The sequence below is a fragment of the Flavobacterium zepuense genome (genome assembly GCF_007097145.1).
Taxonomy (GTDB): Bacteria; Bacteroidota; Bacteroidia; order Flavobacteriales; family Flavobacteriaceae; genus Flavobacterium; species Flavobacterium zepuense.
Map to the genome: position 1 here is coordinate 191612 of NZ_VJVZ01000001.1, position 25507 is coordinate 217118.

Sequence of the window (25507 nt, forward strand, 5' to 3'; positions counted from 1 at the left end):
TAAATCATGAAAAAAATTATAACTAAGAGCGTTATACTTACAGGCTTAATAATGGGCCTGCTTGTAAGCCTGTTGTCTTGCGAAGACAGTTTTGATAACAGTGATCTTAAAATTAACGTACCGGTAAGTGTAACGGCATTTAGCATTAACGGCACTCCGGGCACAATAGACCAGCAGACTGGACAGATAAACGTTGCCCTGCCTTTTGGCACCAATGTTACATCGGTAGTGCCACAGCTAACATTACCTGAAGGTGCCACGATTAATTTAGATCTAAGCACACCTACGGATTTTACATCTGCTGTGAGATTCCAGGTAGTAAATGGTAACTTATTTAAAGATTACACAGTAAATGTTACAGTGTCCAGTCCTATCATAAGCTTTAAAATAAATAATGTTGCCGGAGTGATTAACAACAGCGCTAAAACGATAAATCTTATTTTACCTGAAGGAACCGACCTTAGTGCGTTGCAACCGATTATTGAACTGAGTGAGGGCGTTACAATTACCCCTGCTTCAGGAACAACTATAGATTTCTCATCGCCTGTAGCATTTACAGTAACAAACGCCATTGCAAGCGCTGTATATACAGTAACGGTAAGTGTGCCGGTACAAGGTATCGAAGTTGCATTTTTAGGTACGGCAGCATCGCGCGGAGCGATAACCAATATGGATGAGAAAACAGCCTGCGACTGGTTGTTTGCTAATTACTCAGGAGCCCGCTATCTATCTTTTGACGAAATAGTGGCCGGTGCAGAGTTAAGCACTATCGATGCAATTTGGTGGCATTTCGATTCGGCACAAACATTGCCCACCATAGCAACTAATCCTACAGTTACCGCTGCTTTAGTAGCCTACCGTGCTGGTGGTGGAAACTTGTTGCTTACAACATTCGCATCGCAGTATGTTGATGCGCTGGGTATCGTACCCCCGGGTAAAGGGCCAAATAATGTGTTTGGAGACTTTTTACCAGCTGGAGGAGTTGATAGCAACTCTTGGGGAATGTCTTTTATGGGGCATGAAGACCACCCAATATTTCAGGGGCTGGAAACCTTCCAAACCGGAAAAGCGAATTTATTGCAGGGCGGAACTTTCAGGCTTAACCATACCGCATGGTGGTTTTTACCAGAATGGGGTGGTTACAATGACGGCGCAGGCTGGAGAAGCCAGACAGGCGGTACCAACCTTGCCAGCGAAGCATGGGATGATGCCCTTAATGGTCGTGTAACTATTGCCGAATGGGGAGATGCGGAAGATGCCAACGTTGTTGTAATATCTATGGGTGCGTACGATTGGTATAATGAAACTGACGCAAGTGGTAACCCAAGCCAACCTAATGCTTTCATTACCAATATACAAACACTCACACAAAACAGCCTCAACTACCTTATTGGCCAATAATCAAAAATTAAAACAATGAACTATAAAACAATGATGCTTCTTCCTGCCATAGCGCTTGCATTGCTTTCGTGTCAGGATGATGATAAATATATCGGCGGATCAGTGTCGGGAGGCGAGACTGAAATCAGCAGTATTTATCCTGCGCCGCCATCACAATGGTTAGGTGGCAGTGAGCCTTACTACAGCGCGGGTTATACCGGAGATGTAATGCCTTATTACGAAAATGGTACTTTTCATATTTATTTTTTGCATGATGCTATAAATAAGCCCGCAGGAAAAGGTTTTCATGACATTCACGAGTTTAGCACTACTAACCTTACTACATTTACCTATCAGGGGCAAACAATACCTTATGGCACCCAAGACGAACCTGACTTTGCAGTAGGTACAGGAAGTCTAATAAAGGTTGGCATTACGTACTATTTTTATTATACAGGGCACAACCAAACCGGTGCTTTTATAGCTAACAACCCACGCGAAAGCGTGCTTTTAGCTACCAGTACTGATATGAAAAACTGGACTAAGCAGCCATCGTTTAAAATAACAGCACCTGCCGGGTACTATGATTATGATTTCCGCGACCCGCAGGTATTCCAAAACCCTGACGGCGGCAAGTACTGGATGCTGGTGAGCACACAAACCGAACCTGATCGTAAAGCGGTTTTGCTTAAATTTACAACTACAGACCCTGCAAGTGGCAACTGGACGCCTGAAGGTATAATATATACCTCTACACCCGAAGACAACTATCTGATGATGGAGTGTGCCGACGTGTTTAAAATGGGCAGCTACTGGTATATGATGTTCAGCGAAAACTGGAGCGGCAATAAGGGTACCCATTACCGCATGGCAACAACCATTAATGGGCCGTGGACAAAACCGGACAACGACCTTATAGATGGCGAATATTATTATACTGCTAAAACTGCAACCGATGGTAACAAGCGTTACGCATTTGGCTGGGCTGCAAGAAAAGCTCCTGAGAATGATACCGGCGGTAAAGAATGGGCAGGTAACCTGGTAATCCATGAACTGATTCAAAATAATGATGGTACACTTGCTACAAAAGCGCCAGATGCCATAAATACTGTTTTTACGCAAAACACAACGGTAAGTATGCAAGCTGCTACAGGAGCAGTAACCGAGGGCAACGGCGGGTATACCCTTAACAGTGCATCGGCTGATGCTATGGCAACATTTGCTGCTGTAGGTAAAAAAGTGCGTATAAAGGCACAGCTTACCCTTACAAATGCTACGGGTGCAGCAGGCTTTTATTTTAATGTTAGCGATGCTGCTCATTATAAAATAATGCTGGAACCTCAACAAAACCGTATAGCTGCTTATAACAGCAACGGCGAGTTGGTTACACGCCTACCCTTAACAATTGTGCAGGGTACTGCATATGCTATAGATATAATTGCAGACGGCAGTGTTTGCGTAATATATGTAAATGATAAAGTAGCACTTACAAACCGGATTTACGGCCGTGAACAGCAAAACTGGGGACTTGTTGCTACCAATGGCGCAACAGCCTCTGTAACAGGATTGCAGGTTGTAAAACCATAATTTTAAAATTATTATTTAAATGAATACAGGAAAAAAACTTAAGGCGGTATCCTACGGTGAGGTACTTTGGGATGTTTTTGCCAATGGTAAAAAGATAGGCGGGGCACCGTTAAATCTGGCTCTGAGAATGCAAAGCCTTGGGTGTGATGTAGCCATGATAAGTTGTGTAGGCAACGATTCTGATGGCGAAGAGATTGTAGATTATGTTAAAGCTCAGGGTTTAGACACAGGCGGAATAATTCGTACAGAAGATTACCCCACCGGACTGGTGCAGGTGTATGTAAACGACCGCGGTAGTGCAAGTTATGAAATAAGCTACCCGTCTGCCTGGGATAAGATACAGCTAACAGACTATGCCCGTAGCCTCGTAGCTGATGCAGATGTATTAATATACGGCAGCCTGGTGTGTCGAGATAGAGTTTCTAAAAAATCGCTGGAGGAGCTTCTTTTAAATAACGTTTATAAAGTGTTTGATGTTAATTTGCGTCCGCCGCATTATACACAGGCCGCAATTGAGAACCTTATGGGCTCGGCAAACTTTATAAAATTTAATGATGAAGAATTACTGGAAATAGCTACAGGTATGGGTTCTCCCCACACATTGTTGGAAGACAATATGGAATTTATAGCCACGAAAACTAAAACGCGTTCTATGTGTGTTACTAAAGGTAAGCACGGAGCGATACTAATGTGGGAAAGCAGCCTTTATAACAATAATGGCTATCCTGTTAAGGTTGTAGATACTGTAGGAGCAGGCGACTCTTTCCTTGCTACGCTTATTATGGGATTGCTTACCGGAGAAAACCCACAGCATGCTATTGATTATGCCTGTGCTGTTGGAGCGCTTGTAGCGGCATCGGCGGGAGCAAACCCCATTTTAACCGAGGAAAAGATTCAGGCGCTTATGCATAGTGTAGAATAAATTTGGGTTAGTTAATTTGCTTTCTAAAAGTTTGGGTTACGTTTAGAAAAAAGGGATTTCCCTACTATAGGGGCAGCATTGGGTAGCTGCCCCTTTTTTATTTTAGCCAATCTAAATTGTCTGTAAATTTAGCAATATAATTTGTCCTGTAATATTAATACTCTACCCAGCTTCTGCATCCATTATGATAAGATGATGTAACAGATATATCCTGCCAGGATGTATACCTCTTGGTGCAATAACCGCGAGTTATACACACCTCTGCATCATCATGGTAAAACAGTGGTAGCAAGCCATCACTTTTTATTTTTTAAATACATTATCTCTTCATATGCGTTATTATTATTCTTTATCCGTTATATATACTTTAGTGGGCTATTATATGCCTTTCAAATATAAGTTTACAGTTTTTTTATCTTTATCTTAAAACTTTATACGAATACGTTATATTTGATATCTAAAATAATTTTAAGAAAATTTAATTTTTGCGGTACTATTGATGCTACAAAACTATACCTTGAATAAATGAATATTTTAGACTCTTTTTCCCTAAGTGGAAAAGTAATTGTAGTTACCGGAGGGACAGGTGTACTGGGAGAATCTTTTGTCAAAGCCATTGCACAGGCCGGAGGTAAAATTGCAATATTGGGCCGCGATAAAGAAAAAGCTGCATTGCGTGTAACGCAGGCTGAAGCCTTTGGTGCCGAAGCTCTTGCTATAATTGCGGATGTGCTTGATAAAGAAGATATAATTCGCGCAAAGAATGATATCTTAAACCATTTTGGTACAATAGATGGCCTTGTGAATGCTGCCGGGGGTAATATACCCGGAGCAATAATTAACCCAGACCAAAATCTTTTTGATGCCGAAATTTCAGACACTATAAGAGCAATTGAACTTAATTTATACGGTACCCTTATTCCAACCCATATATTTGGGCGTGTAATTGCCGAAAAAGGCAAAGGTTCTATAGTTAATATATCTTCACTCGCTGCCAGCCAGGCTATAACACGAGGCCTTGGTTACAATGTAGCCAAACACGGCATAGACGGTTATACAAAATGGATGGCTACAGAATTAGCATTACGCTATGGCGATAAAGTACGGGTTAACAGTATTGCGCCAGGTGTATTTCTTACCGATCAAAACCGCAGCCTGCTTACCGATACTGATGGCAATTTTACAGATAGGGCACAAAAATTTGTAAGCAGCACGCCTTTTTCGCGCCTTGGCGACCCTCAGGAACTGGCCGGTACATTAATTTACCTATTAAGTGATGCATCAGCTTTCGTAAATGGCGAACGAATTTTTGTAGATGGTGGTTTTAATGCCTGGAGCGGCGTATAATTTTTAAACTATGAGCACTATAAATAAATTAGAGCAAACATGGCGCTGGTATGGGCCAAATGATACTGTAACCCTACAGGACGTAAAACAGGCCGGCGCAACCGGAGTAGTATCTGCACTTCACCATATTGCCCACGGCGAAGTATGGACTGTAGACGAAATCTTAAAAAGGAAGAAGCAAATTGAAGATGCCGGCCTTACATGGTCGGTAGTTGAAAGCGTGCCTGTGCATGAGGCTATTAAAACAAGGAATTTTGATGCTGAAAAATATTTAGAAAACTACAGGACATCATTAAAAAACCTTAGTAGCTGCGGACTTAAAACAGTTTGTTACAATTTTATGCCCGTGCTGGACTGGACACGTACCAAGCTTGACCTGGAAATGAAAGACGGTTCTAAGGCTTTGTATTTTAACTGGATAGATTTAGCCTATTTTGATATCTATATATTACAAAGAATAAATGCTGCAAATGATTATTCTGAAGAAATTGTTGATGCAGCCGCTAAGAGAAGTACTACAATCTCCGCAGAAGAAAAAGCACTCTTAACCGAAGTAGTACTTATGGGTGTGCCGGGAGAGGATGGCGTTACTTTAAAAAGTTTACAGGATAGTATAACCATATACCAACCTATTGGTTTTGAGGGTTTGCGTAATAACCTTTTGTATTTTCTTAATGCAATTGCCGATGTATGCGAGCAGGAGTCGATAAAAATGACAATTCACCCGGATGATCCTCCCTACCCTATCTTAGGATTGCCAAGAATTGCGAGCAATAAAGCAGATTTAGAATATATAATACAAGGTGTAAATGCAGACTTTAACGGTATATGCTTTTGTACCGGCTCTTTAGGTGCAGGCGTAAACAATAATATTAACGATATATTTGATGCTGTAAAACACCGTGTGCATTTTATACACCTGCGTAATGTTAAGAAGGATGAGCTTGGTAATTTTTATGAAGCAGATCATCTTGATGGTGACGTAAATATGTATAAAATCATGAAAGCTATTGTAGCCGAAAACAGTATCCGCAAAACTCCAATTCCTTTCAGGCCCGATCATGGCCACCAAATGCTTGACGATCTTAATAAAACTACACATCCGGGATATTCTGCTATTGGCAGATTGCGCGGCTTAGCCGAATTGAGAGGGTTAGAACTTGGCATTATCGGTCAATAATGGTGGGTACAACTGATGAGCCCACAGATTCGCCGGAACGTCATTTTAACGTAAATATCTTTAGGTGTCTAAAAAAATTTAAATCATCGCAATGAAAGATTGTTCATTATGATAGGTTCGGCATCATTAATAGAGCCAATATTTTTTTGTGTCTGCATTACATTTTTGCCTGTATTAATGCGTTCGGTTCCTGTAATAATAGCGAGAGACTGGCTAAGCAAAACTTCATTTGGCTCACCTAAAGGATGGATTGAAAGTTCGCCCAACTCTTCTAAATCAATTGATGGCGTTATACCCGCAGCATAATTCCCTTCGCCATTTGCATTAGATATCTTGTAGATTGCAGGATATAAAATCCATTTTTCTTCATCAGTACTTGCCATATCATTTTCGATAGGAAAAGTTGCCACATCTTTACCCATTGTTTTACTGCCTATAGTAATAACCTGCATAAATGGCCTTAAGTTATTAATAATAATTTCTGAAGCCGATGCAGTATGGCTACTGCAAAGTATAAATACACGGCCAATGGAAGGATGGGCGCTACGCAGCGCTTCAAAACTTACCTGCGTTTCATTTGTTTTAAGCGCTTCGGTAAAGCTTTGATTTACAACGCCGCCATTAGCATTTCCTGTAAACCGGATAAATTGCTGGTCTGCCTGTATATTTGGCGCAAGGAGGATTGCCAGTGCCGTAGCAGACGATACATCTCCTCCCCCATTATAACGCAGGTCTACCACTACCTCATCTACGCCCTGGCTTTTAAAATTAAGAAAGGCATTTAACAGGGCTTGCGACAGGCCAACATCAAAATGCGGAATTTGGATGTAGCCTACCGTATGGTTTTGTTCTTGTATAATCTTGCCCCTAACGGGTTGTAAAAGCACCGTGCCTTTAGTTATATTTTTTACATACGGTGCCGAAAATCCTGTATTTTCATGGTAATCCATTACCGTGAGTTGGGCATTTTGAGAGGCTGACAACTCTTCGTACAGATTATTATAGTTTTCGTGGTTAACCGGCACAGCGTTAATTGCATTTATATACTGGCCACGTTGCAGCCCGGCATATTGCGCAGGGGAATCTTGCAGGACGTATAAAACAACCCCTAAAACCTGCCCCTCGTGTTCTATAAAGCTTATATTAAACCCAAAAGAATTTCTCAGGCTTTGCGGATAAGTTGAAGCATCGTTAAGGTTAACAGCATAAGAAAAACGATCCTGAGGATGCAACAGGCCCAAAAAATAATCCTGTGGCAGTTTTTTTAAATCCCCGCGACTGGGCAGGCTGCTATTGTAGTAATAATAGCGCTGCATTTGCTCGTATATCCAATTATTAGTAAACTCATCAGTCCCCTCATTTAAAACCTCAGGCGCATCGTCATTCTGGCAGGAATAAGCTGTTAAAATCAAAATAAGTGAAACTATTTTTATGTAATTTTTTATACGAACCATAGCATTATCTTTTTTTAGACTTTGTGTTCATTCTCCTAAGGCAGGGATACATAACTTTACGGAGCGACTCGTGCTTATTTTCATATGAATTAATACAATTTTCCAGCGCCTTAAGCAGGTTTTGGTAATAATCATATTCGCATTTCAGTTCGGCGGCCTTATCGCGTATGTATACCTCGCGGCCCTCCGGTATATTGTTCCCAAATCCCGGAAAGAGGGCTTCAAACTTTTCAAGGGCTTTTAACAGGTCCTGATGCTTTGTTGATTTTATGCTTTGCATTTTACAACATTGTAGGGTTAATACTATCTTGGTGTTTTAAGTTAAAAATCAAAATAATCTACTAAGTTAATAGTACCCTCAACCCCGGAAAAAGCACCTGACTCATTAGCTTTTTCATCTAAAACAATTAACCTTGATTTGTTGTTTTGCATAACCATTTGCACAATAACCTGCTGGCCCGTAATGTAAGACTCGGTAGTGCCGTGTTTAACCAGTTCTACATTTATAACAGGCGGAGGTGCAAAAGCAAACTCTGCAAAGGTGCTGAAACCTTCTTTAGTAATATTTTGGGAAATACCCAATACCTGCCCGTTGGTTTTTTTAATAATGGCATCAATAGGGCCATCATAACCGCTGTTAGAATATCTATTTAATGTTGGGAATATAAAACGATAACCTGTGCGGCCTGTAGCGGTAAGTGTACCAGGCTGAAAGGCAAGTACATTGTCAATCCAAATACCTTCTTTAACATAGAATGATAAGGTATCTATTGGCGTTGTTGCAGGAAAGCTGTACGAATGCAATACACTACCGGAAACCTTGTTAACAATTTCCAGCGCTTCGGTTTTTTTATTATAAAACACAAATTCGTAATCGGTTATTATATCCCCTTTAAAAGCATTTTGTTCGCCAATCTCTAATAGTTCGCCGTTTGCAAATACCTGTATAGAGTCCTGTAGGGCGCTATAACCCCTTATAACTATTTTACCCGGAGACTGCTCCTCATAAAGGGGCGTTAAATCATCGTTCCCGCAGCCTGTTACGAGGCTGCTAAGTAATACAAGAAGCACTAAGGTGCTGAAAAATTTCTTCATGATAATAAAATTGTGCTACGCAACAACTGTTGCGTTATTAAAACATAGGGCCTTAGCATTATAAAATAAAAACACTGTACCTGTAAGTAATACAGTGTTTTTATCTGTATAAAAACTTATTTTTTTATGAATTTTAATTGTTGAGATGCCTCCCCATTATTTAATACGGCGAAATACATACCGCCGGCAAGGCCGCTTACAGAAATTCCTGTTTCGTTATATTTAGATTCGCTTACAAGTATTCCGTTTATGTTGTAGATACTTACGTTTAGGGTATTCCCATCAACATTAGGGGCTAATTGCAGTTCTAACGTTTCGGTAACAGGGTTTTGTTTAATTTTAGTAAATGATTTAGTTACTTCATCTACACCGGCAAGACCTGTAGCTGTTATTTTTACATCGTTAATTTCAATTCCTGTAAAAGGCTGGGCATTTTTTACAATTGCAAAATACACTTCTTCCTGGCCTTCACCTGCATATTGAGACATATCAACTATGTATTCATGAAATTCTTCGGCATTCTGGGTGGTTCTTGTTAAGTTAAGTGTTATTGGCTCATTTTCTAAAAAAGTAGCCATATCCGGTGAATTTGACACGTAAACTAACAGGCTTTGGCTGGCACCTGTACCATCATATGCTGTAGTTTGCGCATTAATTACCAATTGAAGGGTACCACCATAGTAAGATAGGTCCTGTACCGGTGATATTGCCCAGTTGTTTTCAATATTTTCGTAAGAATAGCCTGTGGCAAGATCTATATTGTAAGTGGCAAGTACATCAGCACTACCCTCACCTATCTCGCCTGTATTTGTATCTATAAATAAATTTTTCCTTGCAAGCCAGTTGCTTGTATTGGCGTCTTCGTCCTGTAAAGTCCAGTCGGTTACATTACCATCATTAAAATCATCTTCCCAAACAGTAAATTGGGCATTTGCCTGTAAACAAAATAAAAATAGCGTAAAAAGTAAAAAATTTTTCATGGTTGTAATTTAAAAACCCGGGCAGGGCTGCTGCCCGGGTATAATTAATATTTATTGTTAATACTATTCGTAAATAGTTGTAAAACCGTTCCATTTTGTCCAACAATCTGTCCAGTTAGGCTCGTTAGCAAAAGCACCGGTTGTACCAGCAGCAAGACTAAAGCTTGCCTCGTTATAGAAAGGCTGGTAAGATCCTGTTCCCCATGTATTTGCAGATGCAAGTGTAGATGGAGCAGCACCACCTGTACCTAAGCTTGAACCTACAGGTAAAATAATGGTTGTAAATGCATGAACACGCATATTACCTAAGAATGAATCTGACCTTAATGAAGGCGAATCGAACCTTATACCTGTTTCATAACCAGAAACGCTTGCGTTAGTAAGGTTAATTTGACCCAACCTGCGTACGTGTATAGCGTTTTCAAGTTTTTGAGCAGTTACGGTTGGTATAGCTTTATAGCCTAGAATACTAAGATCTGTAATAACCGGGCGGGTTATGATAGAAGTAGATGTACCACCAGCGTTATTATCAAGCTCTATACCGTTAGAATCAGGGTTACCACCACTTAAGCTGTGTGTAGAGTTCCTGTTAGCAATGGCAATTGCTTTGTTTATTGTACCGGTATAACCAAGGTCAAAGTCAAAAGCGTCATCATCCTGTCCAAAAGCTACAAGGTGGCTTGCATTTACTGTTCCTCCAAAAAATTCAAATGCATCATCCCTGCCATAAGTTACCTGTATGTGGTTAATAGTAGTACCGCTACCAACACCGCCTAAAGTAAGGCCGTTAATTTCGTTACCTAATTCCGGATCGCCAATTACACGGCCGGCAAACTCTATACGCACATAACGTAATGTACCAGAGTTATCTGCAGGTATGTTACCGCCATATTCAAAGTCGGCAGCAGGCGTATCGGTATTAAGGCCTTCAATCCTGTTAGTAGTAGTACCAGTGTTAACAGGAGCCTCACCTAAAATAACAACACCACCAAAATCGCCGGTTACGGCAGTTGTAGCAGCATTATTATCTAAAAGTTTAGAGCTTGTAAATACAATTGGGTTACATGAACCATCCGGGTTAAGACCAACCGCGTTGATAGTACCACCTTTAGAAACTACAAGTACACCTGTAGTACCGGAAACCGAAGCATCTGCAATTATAAAAGTACCCGGCTCTATAGTTAATGTACCTGCTGTAACACGCACTATACCGCTTAATACCCATACGTGGTCGTTATCCCAGGTGGTGTTAGTTGTAATTGCACCCGATACCGTTGTTTTAGGTAATAATGATGCAGCAGCGTAATCGGCAACTGAAGCCTCCATTTCGAAAGAAGAATCGGCAGCTGTTTCATCTTTATCACATGAAACCAGCAGTAGCGCTGACATAGCGAACATAAATAATTTTTTCATATTATCTAAATTATAATTACATTTGCTGCTATTAGATTTTAGAGCCTTAGGGGAGAGCAGCAAATTTTTCTCCCTTGGGGCTTTCGCTTTTTTGGTAAGTGTATAATAAGCCATCTGTTTACCACCAGGTACTTATCCCTAACTTCCTGCTTTCACTATCAGGGTTTTTATGTGAAAGAGTGTTGCAAAACATAATTTAATAACGTTGCCATGTTTCAGGAAGGTGATGAATCCTTAAATGCCTTTGCTTTTGCAGTGGCTCCTTTTAACGAATATTCCGTACCTCCGGCTCATTAACATTGTTACTTAATTTAATAAATGCAAGTTGCCCATATAGCCTTAACCGGCTACTACCTATTACCATTTAAAATGTGTAATTTAACGTAAGGTTTATTGTCCTGCCGTTCCAGGCTTTAAATAATTTCCTATCGGTTCCCTCATCATACTTGTTACCGGTTCCCGGCACGAGGCCAAACTGTTCCCTGGGGTTCCTGCCATATTCTCCTTCAATACCCACCCTGTAACTGTTACCGTTGTTGTAGGTTTCAATAGCACTGTCAAACAGGTTACGCGCCCCAACTTTAAACTCCAGGTTACGGTCTTTTAAAAACCTGTAGCTTACCTGAGCATCAGTAACAGAATATGGCATCCTAATCTCTTCGGCATCATAATCAAACCCTACCAGTATATATTGGTCGCCCGTGGCATTGTGGCGTATGCTAAACCCAAAACGGTTGCCTATATAATCTAAACCTAAATTATAGGTGTAAGGCGATTGCCCATACAGCGGGCGGTTTGCCTCATAGGTATCCCCTGTTCCATCCGGGTTTACATACCCGGTTACTTTTGTTTTATTAAATGATGCGTTACCATACAGGTAGATATCTTTTAACGTTTCACCTTCTCCTAAAAAAGTAAGGTTTTTATATACCTCCATTTCAATTCCCCTCACTTTGGCGCTGTGCGAATTCATATTCAAAATACTTCGCGATCCGCCATCGCCACCAATAAATGTAATGGCTTCTATAGGGTCTTTAATATTTTTGCGATACACCCCAACCGATACTATCTCACCGCGTGATGGGAACCATTCGGCCTTTAGATCATAATTATCTACAGTAGTAGAAACCAATCCACCATAATTAAGTACCAGCGCATTCCTTACAGGATCTTTATAAGGAACACTAAGCCTTTCTGAAAATTGCGGGCGCAGTACCGACCTGTGGTACCCTGCGCGCAGGTTTGTTTTTGATGTTGGGCTTACTGTAAGGTTAGCCGAAGGCAGGTATTGCCAAACCTTTTCATCGGGCTGTATTTTTTCAAATCCTAAAGCGTCATCTGCCTGGTTTTCAATTTGGGTGTATACAAAGCTTTCTGCCCTTACCCCCCATACCAGCCGTATTAATTTGCCTACTTTATTATCTAACATTATAAAGGGAGAGTGTATTTTTACATCACCCACGTACCTGTTGCCAAATCCGCCAAACTTTTGCCATCCAAACTGCCCCCAGCCGTAATGAGAGCCATCCAGTAATTGTGTCTCTGGCAGGTATACATTTGCCCTGTCGGCGTCCTGGCCAACTACCATTAATGAGTTTTTAATTTGCTGGTTAGAAGCTTTTTTATATGTACCAAAATACCCTGCTTTAACATCGTTTAAAAAAGTATCTGAAAAATTAAAGGGGTATTTAAAATTTAGCGCAGCATTATAATTTTTTTCTTCGTTGGTAAAATTACCACGGGTAAAAACATTAGTATCCGAGTTATATAGCGGTATAAACAGCAATACATCATCACCCACTTTTGTGCGTTGTTTTCTTGTAAAAGTTACATCTTTAGTATCTTTATCAATACTGCCATATGCCAGGAACCAGTTTACCTCAAGCTTGCCAAAAAGGTGTTCGCCTTCAATTTTATTCTGCATAAAAGTTTGGTATACCGGGTAAGTAGTTTCCTCTGTAAAAGGCAGGTCTGTACCACTAACTATCTCACTAACATCATCGGCATAAAAGTTCCAGCCCGTTATTTGGGTAAGCTGGCTATCGTATATGTGCAGGTAAATATTACGCAGCGTAATTTTATGGTTGCCAAACTGTACCCCTGCATTAAACATACCCCCTAAAGTAGAATTGTACGAGTAGGAAGCTCCCGTGTTTTTAAAGCCAAATTGCTCTAATGTATTATAACCTCCCTCAGGACCTGATAAATACCGTGTGTTATGCATAAGGCTTCCTCTTTCACTATGCTCTATTTCAAGTTTTTCCTGGGTATTCCTAAAAATTAATGATCCTACAAAACCCCAACGGTCTTTATCTTTAATATCGTAAGAACGGCCTACCGCAAACTGAAATGAGCTTCCGGGTTGGCTGTTTGTTTTATAGGTTGTAAAATTATCTTTGGTAAACCTTTTAGATTGCTCAATAAAAGGCCCTGATTCTGCCTCGCTTTCCGGCAACGGTATATTTTGAAGATTAGACGGGTAGCTTCTTGTACCATCATCAAAACCTAAATAATCGGCACCACCCTTTTCTTTCGTTAACCTGTCCTTAAATGTACTGCGGCTGTTGTGGGATGACCCTATGGAGAGGAATGTAAAGTCTTCTTTAGGTATCGATTTGGTTCTTACCTCTACATGGCCACCGGCAAAATTGGCATACATATCAGGCGTTGCATTTTTACTTACCACTACGCTCTCTACCATTGATGTAGGTATGATATCAAAATTAAACTGTTGCTGCACCGGGTCGGTACTAGGCAGGTTAACGCCATCCATCACAGCCTGGTTCCAGCGTTCGCCCATAGAGCGTACTACCACAAAGCGGTCATCTACTGTGGTTACCCCGTTAATACGCTTTAAGGTAGCGCCCACATCCCTATCTGGTGTCCTTGATATCTGCTCGGCAGAAATACCGTCTGACATTTGTGCGGCTTTCTTTTGCTCCAGCAGCATACCCTCTGTAGAAGCTGTAGCTTTTTGGTAGGTTTGGGTAATAATAACCTCATTAAGCGATTGCGCATCTTCTTTAAGGGCAACATTAAGCGATGTTACATTGTTTTCTGTAACCTTTACCCCTGTAATATTTTGTGTTTGAAAGGACATAAAACTTACCTCTATGGCATAGTCGGCCGGCTCCAGGCTAATGCTGTAATTGCCATCGATATCTGACACCGCAGAGAAACCTGTCCCTATTACTCGTATTGATGCGCCAGGTAAGGAAAGGCCGGTAGCATCAACCACCTTTCCTGCTACCTTTCCCGGCTTTTTGGTAACTTGTTTTTTATTTACGGCTATGTTGTTTTCTGTTCGCCTGAAATTAAGGCCGGTAGCAGCCTGAAGTTCTTTTAATACCTCATCTATAGATACATTTTCTTTCTTTAAAGTTATTTTAGAGCCTGTTAGGTCAAGGCTTTCCGGGTACACAAAGCGGTAAGGAGTTCTTGACTCCAGGTTTTTTATAATCTCGGCCGGTGTGGCATTGTTATAATCTACCGATACCGTACCGGATTGTGCAAATAGATTAGTAAGGTTAAAAAGTAAAAGCAATATCCAGAAATACTTAGGAAATCGCCTTGAAAGGGCATGGTTCATAACGTTTATTTGTGTCTGTTGTTAATTAAAAAGGGTTATCGTTTTGTATTAAAATTTATAGTGTGATAAGTATTATTTTATTGATTATCAAAATTTTATTAATTTAAAATAACATTAACTAAAGGCAGAGGCGCTCCTGCTAACGTAAATTTGTAGTTTACGAAAGTGTAAGTATTACTCTATTTTAAGTGGGCTTATCTGCTAATACGGTACGTAGTTGGGCCGTGGGGCTCAATTTTTACCTCCAGCGCAAAAGCAATGGTTTGCAACATGGCTTCAAAACCCTGCCTTGAGTCCAGGATACCTTTAATTTTTAATTCTTTAAGTCCATCATTAGCATACTCTACATTAAAAGCTTTAACCTTGTTAAGTTGCGCTATTACTTGTTGTAAAGTAAGTCCGTCAATATCTATAAGTGATTTTTTCCAGTTGGGCTCACATACAGGTACGGTGTTTTTTTGCAGCATGTTAGTAGCCGGGCGGTATATGGCAGCATTACCTTTTACAAGGAATACCTTATTTTGTTTACCCTCTACCTTTACCTTACCGCTATGAACAGATACCATAGCCGAATTATTTTTATACGATGCCACACTAAACGATGTTCCTAATACCGTTGTGGTAATGTTGCCTGACGTAATGATGAAAGGTTTAGATTCATCTCTTGCTACTTCAAAAAAGGCTTCGCCGGTAAGGGTGACGTTCCTTGTATTACCTTCAAAAACTTCAGGGTATTCTATTATTGTATTTTGGTTAACCCAAACACGGGAGCCATCCGGCAGGCGCAACAGCCTTATATCGCCCGGGTAGGTATGCGTTACCACTATATTAGCATTTGCCTGTGGTGTATTTAAAAAGTAATATGTGCTTACTGATAGCAATAGTAGCATACAGGCTGCTGCAAGCCACTGATATGTTTTACGGCGGCGTTTTGCTATGGTTGCCGCTTCTATACTTTCCCACATGCGCGTTTTTGTGCTTAAGGGGAGTATTCCTTTATCCGGCGTTGCATTCCATTTGTCCTGTAGCTCTTTTAATCCCATTTAATAAATAATGTTAAGTAGTTCCGGTTGGGCCTGGTTGATATATTAAGTGCCCTTCTACTATATAATAGGATTTGATGGTGCAAAATATCCCTGCCTAAAATGAACCTTAATGGTTTCTTAACGGCAAAAAACTCCCTGATAAAGGGTATAAAAACAAAAAACACCACTAAAATAAGGGTGTTTTGTATAGATTTAAAAAACGTAAATAATTTTAAAATTTTGGCTGGCCCGTAAATGTTATGTAATTGTAAAAAAGGCCCTGACAGATTTTTATTTTTCTCTTAAAACATTGAAGTGTAATTAATTATCAAAAAACATTGTGATACTAAACCAAATAAGGGCTTTTTCGTGAGAACCATGTTGTTTAAGATAGCTGATGGTTTTAGAAATTTGCTTGGCAACCGCTGTAGGGGTCATAGACATTTCGTCGGCAATTTCTTTGTAGCTGCGCTGCTCAAATTTATTAAGGGTAAATATCTTTTTCCTCTTTTCCGGTATCTGGTCTAAAAGGAGGCTTATCTGTTCAAGCTGAAGGGCTATCTCTTCGTCCGATTCGTATTCTTCATCCTCATCTTCCCGCAGCCCGTCTCCGGCCAGGGCAGGAAATGTTTCCTGCTTTTTATACCACCTTGAAACTTCCTGCTTTGATGATTTAAAGAGCACTGCATCTAAAACTGCATCGGGCGAAATATTATTGCGGTAGTTCCACAGGTGTATAAAAACATTTTGTACAATATCTTCGGTATCGGCCTCCTGCTGGGTAAAGCGGTTCGTAAAAAGATATACCTTAAAATGGTATTGGTTGTATATCTCTTTAAAACTGGAGTGGTCTCCCTCACGTAGGCCTTTTATAAGGTTGGTTTTCATGGCTTGGGTAATAGAAAAAACAAAGTAAAATTACTTTAATCCTATGTGCAAAGCTCTCATTGATTGTAATTTAATAATTTGATAATATGCTGCATTTTCAATCGGCAGGAAATTAACTTAAAATGCTACACGCAAAATGTAACTCAGGATTCCCTATACGTTAATGCTCCGGACGGGCAGGCATCTATCTGGCGTTTTAAGGCCTCTACCGATGCGTTATCGCAGGTAATCCACGGGGTGGCCTTAGGATTATAAACCCTGGGCAGCGTTTTTACACAAACCCCTGCATGAATACATTTTTTTGGCTCCCATATTACGGTTAAATTATCCTTTTGGTATTCTTTTGTAATTTCCATAATTGTGTAGTTATCATTTTAATACATCCTGAATATCTTCTGTTTTTTTAAACATAGCTGCGGCAAAGGGGCATAGTGGAATAATCTTTATATTTTTTTCCCGTGCCATATCTACTATCTTATAAAGCATTTGTTTACCTACGCTTTTGCCGTTATGTTCCGGCTCAACTTCGGTATGGTCAATAATAATCAGGTGTTCTCCTGCGATAGAATAAGTCATTGCCCCTGCCTTTTTTCCGTTTTCCAGTGCTAATGCAAATCCTTTAGATTCTTGTTCTTTTAATAATATTTCCATAGTTTTTTAATTTTATTTTTACTGACCCTTAAGATAACAAATTTTAAATCGCGTACAATTCTTAGTCGCGGAAGGGCCTTATTGTACCTTTCATTGTATAAAAACCACCATTTGGCAAGGTTGCATTACTGTATACAATGCCATTTTCATGGTCTTCCACATGTGTTACCGTGGCACCGGATATCTCTTTCCATGCAACCATATACACATTTGGGCGAATTTCTGCAATGGTGGTTTCAACTTTTTCGGTGTGGCCTATTGCTGTTAAATCTCCATCCAATATTGTAAATACAAGAGAATTATCTGACTCAAAAAAAAGCCTGACTTTTAAAAATTCAGTCTCCATTTTGTACGTATTACCAGTTAGGTTATTTTTCATTTTTCAGATACATTAAAATGATGTCATGGCATGGCCACTGGCCGATTTTGATGCCGGGACTTCCTCCTGTACCACATCCCAGTGTTCGGCAATTTTTCCGCCTTGCAGCCTAAAGATATCAGCCACTATTACCGGTACCGGCCCCCAGCCATTAACCAGGCTATGGGTAATAACAATATCGCCCTGCTCAACAATTATTCCCGGTTGCCATTTAAAATTAGCATCTAAAGCAGGAAGCAAATTTTTGAGCCCCTCATGGCCATCTGTCATTCCCGGATTGTGTTGCTTATAATCCTCATGCCAATAACGCGCTATGGCCTCACTATCTTTTTCGTGAAACAATTCGTTCATTGCTTTAAGCACAATTTCTTTATTTGTCATTTTATTCTATTTTTTGCTTATTGCCTGTTAATTTTAATTGTACCGTATTTTCCGGCATAAAAATCTTTATAGGCTTCGGCTATGCCTGATTGTGTGTTCATTACAAACGGGCCTTCGGCAACTATAGTTTCTATGTATTCTTCCCCTCCAAAGAGTAAAATATCAACAGCTTCGGTTAACGTATTTCTTATTTCTATACTGCCATTTTCTTTATCAAAGAGCAGAATCTCGCCCGCATTAAACAGCGTATCGTTAACTGTTATATTTTGTGATGGCAGAAACGCTGCAACTTCTAAATTACTATCAAACTCGTGTACAAATTGCTTTCCGGGCTCTAAATGAACGTGGTACAGGAACTGCGGAAGGTAGTTTGGTATTTCTGAAGCCAAGCCATCATATTGCCCCAGGATAACTTTTAGCCAGCCGCCGTTATCATCAAACTCTTTTACCGGTACGTCGTTACCCTGTATTGCCAGATACTCCGGTTTTTGAGCCTTTATATCTGATGGCAGATTGATCCAGAACTGAAAGGCATGGATGAGTTTGCTTTCGTGTTTAGAATCATAGCTTAACGATTCGTCATGAATGATCCCATTCCCGGCCTTCATCCACTGGATACCTCCTGAGTGAACCCTTTGCCGGTTACCTATACTATCAAGATGCTCCACTTCGCCATCAATTACATAAGTAAGGGTAGCTATACCCCGGTGTGGGTGCGCACCTGTGCCATTATTGTTTGGCTGGGCTTGCAATTTTGGTGCTACATGGTCTAAAAACACAAAAGAGCCCACTTTATTGGCATATCTGTTAGCAAGGATGCGATAAATGGTAATATCTCCAATATCGGCCCGTTGCCCTTTGGTTGAAAAGATTACTTTCTTTTTCATAAATGATATTTTTTAAATGTTGCCCCCTTTTAGGAAGATTAATAAACGTACCCTCCTGGCACTTTTGACTTTATATTAATCAAGAAACACGTATAAAGACTTAATTTTACCATCCTTAAAATGGGCAATATCCATTCCTGTAGCAACAGGCGGTTGCCCCTTTGGGCCTGCCCCCCAAATAAGCCTGCCTAAATTGTTGTTAATTATTACCGGTTTAAGTTGGGTAAATACAAAATCGGGCGGCAAATGATTTAATGTGGCAGTTACACTGTCATTAATTGCGTTATACCCTGTTACCTCATCTCCTACGTGGTACAAATTTGCATCTGTAACGTAAATTTTTTCTATGGCCTTTAACCTGTTACCCGGATATCTTTCATTCCATACCCGGTTAAGGTTATCTTCCATTACTTGTGCTGCTTCGCTGTTCATATTTTAATGGGTAAAGTTTGAACTTAAATAAAATCAACACCCTGAATTGAACAGGATGTTGATTTAATAATAGTATTAGTTAGCCGGTACCGGTGTAGCCAGTAATTGCAGTTCCCACGCAAAAGCCACTCCTGTTGCGCCGGCATGGTCTATAAGTACCGGGCCTAAGTTAATTGCAGTTTCAGTACGAGCCCAGTCACGCTGCCATTCCGATGCCACTGCCATCCAGGTAATAGGCGTAATACCATGCTGTACCATGCGGCGTACTGCCATATCGTGCGCTTCGGCCGATGCTCCTCCGCATGCATCTGTAACAACAAATACATCATAACCTTCGGCAGCAGCCTGGATAGCAGGCATAGCCACACAAACCTCTGTCCATAAGCCCGCAATTATTAGTTGTTTGCGGCCGGTTTTTGCTACTACATCGGTAACATTAGGATCCTGCCAGGTATTTATTAACGTACGGTTAATTGGTTTTTGCTCTGGAAATATTTCCTGTATCTGTTTAATTATCAGGCCACCGCGTTCTTCTATAACCGTTGTAAGAATGGTTGGAACGTTAAAAACTTTTGCCGCTTTAGAGAGTCCTGCTACGGCATTAATAATCATAGTTGGCTCGTGGCTGTTAAGATTAGCGAATTGAAAAGGCTGGTGGTCTATCAATACTACAATACTGTCTTCCGGGCGTAATAAGGCCTCAAGCCCTGTTTTAATACTTTTTTGCATGTGATTAAATATTTAATGGTTGTTAATTTAAATGAAATTTAATCCTGTCCATTTATAGTTCGGCGCGTATCACTAATCAGAAATCTGCAGAAAGACATTTGGATTTATTACAAATTTCATGTTTACAAAAAAGATGTAAGATGACATATGACGAAAAAAAAAGTAGACCTAAGTCTACTAATTATATCATTACTATTTGTTTATTCTTTATAGAGCAACTGGCGCTTTACCCTGCTTAAGGTATCTTTAGTAATACCCAGATAAGAGGCTATCATATGCTGTGGGAAACGCTCTAATAAGCTGGGATAACATTCTATAAAATTAGTGTAGCGCTTTTCTGCACTGGCACTTATAGATGATGTTATCCTTCTTTGGTTAGCAATATTGTTCTTTTCATCTAACACGGTTGTCATTTCGCGGAACGCAGGAAACCTGTCCAATAGTTCGAGCGTGGCAGCCCTGGTTACGAGGAGCAGTTCTGTATCCTCCCAGGCATCTATATTATAAATAGATGGTGTTAGCATTGTCCAGCTTTCCCGGTCGCCTACCCACCAGTTTTCTACAGATAACTGTACAATATGCTCGGTACCTTTGTCATCAATGGTATACTGGCGCATAGCACCCTTAAGGACGAATGCAAAATGCTTACATACATCGCCCTCTTGTAGGAAATATTGCCTTTTCCTTAATTTCTTGTGAGTAAAATAGCCTTTTAACAGCTCAAAATCAGCCTGAGAGATTCCATTTGGTGCATAATTGTTTATGTAATCAAATAATTGGTCCATTATTTTCTCCTCCTTTGGTAAATTAGACATTTTTCGATACGTATCAGGGAACGCTTATTCTGCCGGATGAATTTTATTTAAGCAATTTCCTACATTAATATTTATCGGCCGGTAAATTGCAACTTTGTTATAGAGGTTATAATACGACCTACCCAACTAAGTGCCCCTGATGAAAAATGGCAATTGGTAACGATAAATGAAACGCTTAATTTAAAATCACGCGTAAATACACAGGCAATTATAATATAAATGCTATTGTTTTACAAATCGTGATTAAAATTACGATATATCGTGAAAAATTTTATGGTCTAATAGTTTAAAATACTGTTTTTCAACACCTTAAAGATAAGGCTTTTTATTTGAATTATTTTATAAGAGTTTATGCCTATATAAAATTGATACCTATGGATGCTGTTCAAAATTTTGCTGCGATTCAAACTTTAAATTTGACTAAAAGCCTGCAAAACATTTTGCAATCTCAAAGTCCAAAAGTGAAATATTAGAGGGTTTATTAGACATCTATAACATTCTTAAAATTAAATTTATGAAAACGAACAGGGTAAGTTACAAATATAAAAAAGTAAGGGATATAAACATATTTTACAGAGAATCAGGCGATCCGGCTAACGAAACTATTGTATTATTGCATGGTTTCCCTACATCATCGCATATGTACAGGGAGGTTTTAGCGGAGTTATGTGATGATTATCACCTCATTGCGCCTGATTATCCGGGGTTTGGAGAAAGCGACTTCCCTTTGCCGGACATATTTGAATACAGTTTTGATGCCATTGCAAAGGTAATAGATGAACTGTTAGAAAGCTTAAACCTTACCACCTATACCCTTATGGTTCAGGATTATGGGGCACCTGTAGGCTACAGGATCGCTACTGCACATCCTGAAAGGGTTAAGGCTTTAATAGTACAAAATGGCAATGCTTATGAAGAGGGCCTTAGTCCGGGTTTCGATGCTACTAAAAACTTTTGGAAGAGCCGAACTACTGAAAATGAGCAACCTATACATGAAATGTTTACACTGGAAGGCATTAAATGGCAGTATACTCATGGCACTAAAAACCCTGAGCATATAAACCCTGACAACTGGAACCTTGATTACTTTAAAATTTCGAGGCCGGGTAACCACCAGGCGCAGCTAAACCTGATATTTGACTACCAAAACAACGTAAAACTATACCCTAAATGGCAAAAATACCTAAGGGATAACCAGCCACCCCTACTAATTACATGGGGTAAGAACGATCCGTTCTTTCCTGAGCCTGGTGCGGAAGCCTATCTAAAAGATGTAAAAAAAGTTGATTACCATATTTATGATACCGGGCATTTTGCACTTGAGGAAGAAAGTGCCAATATTATAGCAAACATTAGGGATTTTATGCAAAATTTGTAATATTTGTTATAAGAACAGCATCAAAATATGTATTTAATACAGCTTTTTACTAATGGAAAAAACCTTCGGTAATAATTGCCGAAGGTTTTTAAACCTTAATTATGAGCTATTTACAGATACATATTACCTACATTACTTTTTATATAAAGCCATAACAGCATTTATATCTACCGGCTGCGATGGTTTAAAATTATCCTGAGCCATGTATTTTTTTAGGCTGTATAGTAACTGTTTTGCTTCGGGGCGGTTTGCTGCATCGGTTAGCAGATCGATACCCGAAACCATTAGCTTACCATTACCCACCTTGCATTCAAAAACAATCCCTAAAGAACGTGCCGTTACCCAGTCGTCTATAACCCTTACAATAGGCTGCAAGCCTTTTGCTACCTTATTTAGCTCTATAGCACCGGAATGCGACATTGCATCCTGCCACTGAAAATTACTGTATTCCTGCGTGGGGAACTGTGCCAGCGCCGGGTTTTTAGGATCGCAAAGAATGCCCAGCGTTACCGGCGGCTGCCCACCCGTCCAGGCCGTGTTCCAGAATATAGAGGAGAAACCTATGGCAATATCGCCTCCCATATCTTTTGCTAAGCTGTCTTTTTTAAGGGTAAGCAATACTTTGCCGCCTTTATTTAGCAGTTGTTTTGCTTTATCATCAATAGTATGGGTTACGTAAACATCCTTTACATCAGTCAATTGGGCCGGGTACACAAAAAAGTCCCAACTATTAGCGTAGTCTTTCACTTTAACGGTAAGTGTAAGCATTGCCGGCTCTTTAATGGTGCTCAGGTCCTGCTGTATTGCGCCAAGGGGTATGGTATTACCTAAAGGGATGTTCTTTTTATCAAGCTGCCCTTTAAAAAGCACCGTGCCTTTATCATTTTTAATTTGCCACTCCGGCATCACATCTGTAAGGGTAGCTGCACTAAACTGCGCTATCTCTATATCAGCATGCATGCTTTCGTTATTAAGGAACACCAGTTTTTTAAAACGTGCCAGCGGCACTACATCATTACAAAAGTGGCTGTATTCGGTAGCGGTAATGTAGCCTTTGTCTTTCCAGAAGGGGTTTAGCACCCCAACCAAAGCTGTACCCTGACCCGGAAAATCATACAGCCCAAGCAGCTGAAAACCAGCGAAACCTTTGGTACGCAGGGCCGCTTCTATATCTGCTTTATAGCATAGTGCCTGCAATTTACCCGAGGCGTATAAGAATTTAGAGCCCAGGTCGCCCAGGCCGTTTTCCTGTAACTTATCTTTAAAAATTTCAAAGTTCTTAGCTTTTAGGATACCGTCATACTGGCTAACTTCATTAAAATCGGGGTATACACACCATTGCCCTATCTCGTGGCTTACGGTTGGTATTTTATAGGGTTTAATGATATCTGCCCAATCATAATCGGTAGATGGTGCCTTACTGTTTATGATGCTTTTAGTGCCCTGCCCCCATTGCTGTATGCGCGGATCGGGAGTGGAATTGTAATCACTTTCCGCAATAACTGGCCATCCTGCACCTGTAGTATATAACCTGCGTGCATCTTTTGCCTGCCAGTATTTTACAAAATCGGTAAGCCACTGTACATGGTTCTTGCCCGCGGGCTCGTTACCGTAGGTCATCATGCAAAATGATGGGTGGTTACCGTAATCTTTTACAATATCGGCACTTTCCTGATAAATAAACTTATCTAATGGCTTGCCATCGCCAATTACCGCACCCTGGTTAGCCCACGATGAGCATTCTATTTGCAGGTAAAAGCCAAGCTTATCGGCGGCAGTAAAAGCCGCTTCGGGAGGGCACCACGAATGGAACCTCACATGGTTAAGCCCGTACGAACGTATTTTTGCAAATATCTCTGTCCACGACGCCTCATCGATTGGCGGAAAACCAGTTTTAGGGAACTCGGCACACTCCAGCGTACCGCGCAAAAATGTAAGGTTGCCGTTTATGGTAAATTGTGTGCCTTCCGATTTAAATTCGCGCATACCAAAGGTTGCCGTCTTTTCATCCTTTTTATCCTTGCCCTGAGTTACAGCTACGTTTAAAGAGTACAGGTTAGGCGTAAACTCATTCCACAATAACGGGGCATCGCCCATAGCATATCTAAGCTTAAATGTATTAGCTCCCGGTACTGCTTTAAAATCCTGCTTGTGCTGTTTCAGGCTTTGTGCTTTGCCATTGGTTCCGGCAGCCTGCAATTGCAACTGTATGTTTTTAGCCGAAGACGCACTGTTATAAACCGTGACTTCAACCGTTGCCTGCTTTTTATGGATGTCAGGGTACACCTGTACGTTATCTATATAAATATCAGGCTTTGCCGTAAGCGTCATTTTACCAATAATGCCATTCCAGTTGCCCTGTGTATGGTCTGATATACTATGGGAATTCTGACCCACATCTATATCCTTAACCCTGTTATCTACCCTTATGGTTATAGTATGCTCACCCGGGGTAATAAACTTGCTCAAATCAACAACATGGGCCGTGCCTAAGCTGTTGCGCATGCCGGCAAAAGTACCGTCTATCCAAATTTGGGTTTCCCAATGGCAGCGTTCCAAGTAAAGCTCTACCGGTTTGTTCTTCCAGTCTTTAGGTATGCTTACTTTTTTTTGATAACACGCCGCACCCTTGTAGTACTTTATGGGCTGTAGCCAAAACGGAACTTTTATATTGCCTTTTTCCCTGTATTTTGCAAATTCGGGTTTGGTAAAATACGAAGAATCTACTATGCCGCCTACCCATGGGGTGTTCACATCTACATCATTACCCTTATTATTCGTAGTCATAGAGCCAGGCAGGACAATCTGCTCTTTTAAATTTTGCAAATACCATTTTTCAGGAATCCCTTTATCAAGGGGGTCGGTTTGAAATTGCCAGTTTCCTGCAAGGTTTATATTACTTTGTTGTGCATGCCCGTTAGTAAATGCCAAAAGGCAGAGCATTAAAATTGTAAAAAAATGTTTCATAATCTAATTAATATAGTGTGTTTGTGCA

The 25507-nt window shown here is 40.3% G+C and carries 23 protein-coding genes; 6 read left to right on the plus strand and 17 right to left on the minus strand.

The window, feature by feature from the left end; all coding sequences use genetic code 11:
* Positions 1-6: 6 nt before the first annotated feature.
* From FMM05_RS00920 to uxuA, 5 genes are all read left to right on the plus strand, one after another.
* A complete protein-coding gene (locus FMM05_RS00920) occupies positions 7-1401 on the plus strand; it encodes a DUF4960 domain-containing protein (RefSeq protein WP_143371456.1) in 1395 nt (464 codons plus the stop codon).
* 15 nt (positions 1402-1416) lie between these two features.
* A complete protein-coding gene (locus tag FMM05_RS00925) occupies positions 1417-2967 on the plus strand; it encodes a glycoside hydrolase family 32 protein (RefSeq protein ID WP_143371457.1) in 1551 nt (516 codons plus the stop codon).
* A 19-nt stretch (positions 2968-2986) separates the two neighbouring features.
* A complete protein-coding gene (locus FMM05_RS00930; protein WP_143371458.1) occupies positions 2987-3889 on the plus strand; it encodes a carbohydrate kinase family protein in 903 nt (300 codons plus the stop codon).
* A gap of 525 nt (positions 3890-4414) precedes the next feature.
* The gene (locus tag FMM05_RS00935; protein ID WP_143371459.1) at positions 4415-5236 is read left to right on the plus strand and encodes an SDR family oxidoreductase; all 822 of its coding nucleotides are present in this window, start codon (positions 4415-4417) and stop codon (positions 5234-5236) included.
* Between the two features lie 10 nt (positions 5237-5246).
* Positions 5247-6416, plus strand: a complete 1170-nt coding sequence (gene uxuA / locus FMM05_RS00940; protein WP_143371460.1) for a mannonate dehydratase — start codon at positions 5247-5249, stop codon at positions 6414-6416.
* Positions 6417-6499: 83 nt separating this feature from the next.
* Here the strand turns inward: uxuA and FMM05_RS00945 are convergent, their stop codons facing one another.
* From FMM05_RS00945 to FMM05_RS01020, 16 genes are all read right to left on the minus strand, one after another.
* Positions 6500-7870, minus strand: a complete 1371-nt coding sequence (locus FMM05_RS00945; RefSeq protein ID WP_143371461.1) for a S41 family peptidase — start codon at positions 7868-7870, stop codon at positions 6500-6502.
* A gap of 4 nt (positions 7871-7874) precedes the next feature.
* Positions 7875-8150, minus strand: coding sequence for a hypothetical protein (locus tag FMM05_RS00950; RefSeq protein ID WP_143371462.1), 276 nt, complete (start codon positions 8148-8150; stop codon positions 7875-7877).
* A gap of 41 nt (positions 8151-8191) precedes the next feature.
* Positions 8192-8965, minus strand: coding sequence for a hypothetical protein (locus tag FMM05_RS00955; protein ID WP_143371463.1), 774 nt, complete (start codon positions 8963-8965; stop codon positions 8192-8194).
* 116 nt (positions 8966-9081) lie between these two features.
* The gene (locus FMM05_RS00960; protein WP_143371464.1) at positions 9082-9945 is read right to left on the minus strand and encodes a T9SS type A sorting domain-containing protein; all 864 of its coding nucleotides are present in this window, start codon (positions 9943-9945) and stop codon (positions 9082-9084) included.
* Positions 9946-10008: 63 nt separating this feature from the next.
* Entirely contained in the window at positions 10009-11358 is a 1350-nt protein-coding gene (locus FMM05_RS00965) for a hypothetical protein (protein ID WP_143371465.1), read from the minus strand.
* A 364-nt stretch (positions 11359-11722) separates the two neighbouring features.
* Positions 11723-14947: a TonB-dependent receptor gene (locus FMM05_RS00970; RefSeq protein WP_143371466.1), complete on the minus strand. Its 3225-nt coding sequence runs from the start codon at positions 14945-14947 to the stop codon at positions 11723-11725.
* A gap of 194 nt (positions 14948-15141) precedes the next feature.
* Positions 15142-15990, minus strand: a complete 849-nt coding sequence (locus FMM05_RS00975) for a FecR family protein (RefSeq protein ID WP_143371467.1) — start codon at positions 15988-15990, stop codon at positions 15142-15144.
* Positions 15991-16293: 303 nt separating this feature from the next.
* Positions 16294-16860 (minus strand): RNA polymerase sigma factor, encoded by a 567-nt coding sequence (locus FMM05_RS00980; RefSeq protein WP_143371468.1) that lies wholly within the window; start codon positions 16858-16860, stop codon positions 16294-16296.
* 143 nt (positions 16861-17003) lie between these two features.
* A complete protein-coding gene (locus FMM05_RS00985; RefSeq protein ID WP_143371469.1) occupies positions 17004-17216 on the minus strand; it encodes a (4Fe-4S)-binding protein in 213 nt (70 codons plus the stop codon).
* A 13-nt stretch (positions 17217-17229) separates the two neighbouring features.
* The gene (locus tag FMM05_RS00990) at positions 17230-17511 is read right to left on the minus strand and encodes a GNAT family N-acetyltransferase (RefSeq protein ID WP_143371470.1); all 282 of its coding nucleotides are present in this window, start codon (positions 17509-17511) and stop codon (positions 17230-17232) included.
* Positions 17512-17572: 61 nt separating this feature from the next.
* Positions 17573-17890 carry a MoaF-related domain-containing protein gene (locus tag FMM05_RS00995; protein ID WP_143371471.1) on the minus strand — a complete coding sequence of 106 codons (318 nt, stop codon included), beginning with the start codon at positions 17888-17890 and terminating at the stop codon, positions 17573-17575.
* A gap of 12 nt (positions 17891-17902) precedes the next feature.
* Complete coding sequence (locus tag FMM05_RS01000) at positions 17903-18271, minus strand: nuclear transport factor 2 family protein (RefSeq protein ID WP_143371472.1); 369 nt, start codon at positions 18269-18271, stop codon at positions 17903-17905.
* A 17-nt stretch (positions 18272-18288) separates the two neighbouring features.
* Positions 18289-19158 carry a pirin family protein gene (locus FMM05_RS01005; RefSeq protein WP_143371473.1) on the minus strand — a complete coding sequence of 290 codons (870 nt, stop codon included), beginning with the start codon at positions 19156-19158 and terminating at the stop codon, positions 18289-18291.
* A 75-nt stretch (positions 19159-19233) separates the two neighbouring features.
* Positions 19234-19590, minus strand: coding sequence for a nuclear transport factor 2 family protein (locus FMM05_RS01010; protein ID WP_143371474.1), 357 nt, complete (start codon positions 19588-19590; stop codon positions 19234-19236).
* Positions 19591-19665: 75 nt separating this feature from the next.
* Complete coding sequence (locus tag FMM05_RS01015) at positions 19666-20319, minus strand: hydrolase (RefSeq protein WP_143371475.1); 654 nt, start codon at positions 20317-20319, stop codon at positions 19666-19668.
* A gap of 200 nt (positions 20320-20519) precedes the next feature.
* On the minus strand, positions 20520-21134 hold the full coding sequence (locus tag FMM05_RS01020) for a Crp/Fnr family transcriptional regulator (protein WP_235894334.1): 615 nt from the start codon (positions 21132-21134) through the stop codon (positions 20520-20522).
* A gap of 514 nt (positions 21135-21648) precedes the next feature.
* Between FMM05_RS01020 and FMM05_RS01025 the strand changes: the two genes are divergently transcribed.
* On the plus strand, positions 21649-22512 hold the full coding sequence (locus tag FMM05_RS01025; RefSeq protein WP_143371477.1) for an alpha/beta fold hydrolase: 864 nt from the start codon (positions 21649-21651) through the stop codon (positions 22510-22512).
* A gap of 132 nt (positions 22513-22644) precedes the next feature.
* On the opposite strand, the gene FMM05_RS01030 is transcribed toward FMM05_RS01025, so the two are convergent.
* Positions 22645-25479, minus strand: coding sequence for a sugar-binding domain-containing protein (locus FMM05_RS01030; protein WP_143371478.1), 2835 nt, complete (start codon positions 25477-25479; stop codon positions 22645-22647).
* Positions 25480-25507 lie beyond the last annotated feature (28 nt).

Coding starts and splice junctions, on each gene's coding strand:
- FMM05_RS00920 (WP_143371456.1), top strand. CDS start 7: ATGAAAAAAATTATAACTAAGAGCGTTATACTTACAGGCTTAATAATG.
- FMM05_RS00925 (WP_143371457.1), top strand. CDS start 1,417: ATGAACTATAAAACAATGATGCTTCTTCCTGCCATAGCGCTTGCATTG.
- FMM05_RS00930 (WP_143371458.1), top strand. CDS start 2,987: ATGAATACAGGAAAAAAACTTAAGGCGGTATCCTACGGTGAGGTACTT.
- FMM05_RS00935 (WP_143371459.1), top strand. CDS start 4,415: ATGAATATTTTAGACTCTTTTTCCCTAAGTGGAAAAGTAATTGTAGTT.
- uxuA (WP_143371460.1), top strand. CDS start 5,247: ATGAGCACTATAAATAAATTAGAGCAAACATGGCGCTGGTATGGGCCA.
- FMM05_RS00945 (WP_143371461.1), bottom strand. CDS start 7,870: ATGGTTCGTATAAAAAATTACATAAAAATAGTTTCACTTATTTTGATT.
- FMM05_RS00950 (WP_143371462.1), bottom strand. CDS start 8,150: ATGCAAAGCATAAAATCAACAAAGCATCAGGACCTGTTAAAAGCCCTT.
- FMM05_RS00955 (WP_143371463.1), bottom strand. CDS start 8,965: ATGAAGAAATTTTTCAGCACCTTAGTGCTTCTTGTATTACTTAGCAGC.
- FMM05_RS00960 (WP_143371464.1), bottom strand. CDS start 9,945: ATGAAAAATTTTTTACTTTTTACGCTATTTTTATTTTGTTTACAGGCA.
- FMM05_RS00965 (WP_143371465.1), bottom strand. CDS start 11,358: ATGAAAAAATTATTTATGTTCGCTATGTCAGCGCTACTGCTGGTTTCA.
- FMM05_RS00970 (WP_143371466.1), bottom strand. CDS start 14,947: ATGAACCATGCCCTTTCAAGGCGATTTCCTAAGTATTTCTGGATATTG.
- FMM05_RS00975 (WP_143371467.1), bottom strand. CDS start 15,990: ATGGGATTAAAAGAGCTACAGGACAAATGGAATGCAACGCCGGATAAA.
- FMM05_RS00980 (WP_143371468.1), bottom strand. CDS start 16,860: ATGAAAACCAACCTTATAAAAGGCCTACGTGAGGGAGACCACTCCAGT.
- FMM05_RS00985 (WP_143371469.1), bottom strand. CDS start 17,216: ATGGAAATTACAAAAGAATACCAAAAGGATAATTTAACCGTAATATGG.
- FMM05_RS00990 (WP_143371470.1), bottom strand. CDS start 17,511: ATGGAAATATTATTAAAAGAACAAGAATCTAAAGGATTTGCATTAGCA.
- FMM05_RS00995 (WP_143371471.1), bottom strand. CDS start 17,890: ATGAAAAATAACCTAACTGGTAATACGTACAAAATGGAGACTGAATTT.
- FMM05_RS01000 (WP_143371472.1), bottom strand. CDS start 18,271: ATGACAAATAAAGAAATTGTGCTTAAAGCAATGAACGAATTGTTTCAC.
- FMM05_RS01005 (WP_143371473.1), bottom strand. CDS start 19,158: ATGAAAAAGAAAGTAATCTTTTCAACCAAAGGGCAACGGGCCGATATT.
- FMM05_RS01010 (WP_143371474.1), bottom strand. CDS start 19,590: ATGAACAGCGAAGCAGCACAAGTAATGGAAGATAACCTTAACCGGGTA.
- FMM05_RS01015 (WP_143371475.1), bottom strand. CDS start 20,319: ATGCAAAAAAGTATTAAAACAGGGCTTGAGGCCTTATTACGCCCGGAA.
- FMM05_RS01020 (WP_235894334.1), bottom strand. CDS start 21,134: ATGTCTAATTTACCAAAGGAGGAGAAAATAATGGACCAATTATTTGAT.
- FMM05_RS01025 (WP_143371477.1), top strand. CDS start 21,649: ATGAAAACGAACAGGGTAAGTTACAAATATAAAAAAGTAAGGGATATA.
- FMM05_RS01030 (WP_143371478.1), bottom strand. CDS start 25,479: ATGAAACATTTTTTTACAATTTTAATGCTCTGCCTTTTGGCATTTACT.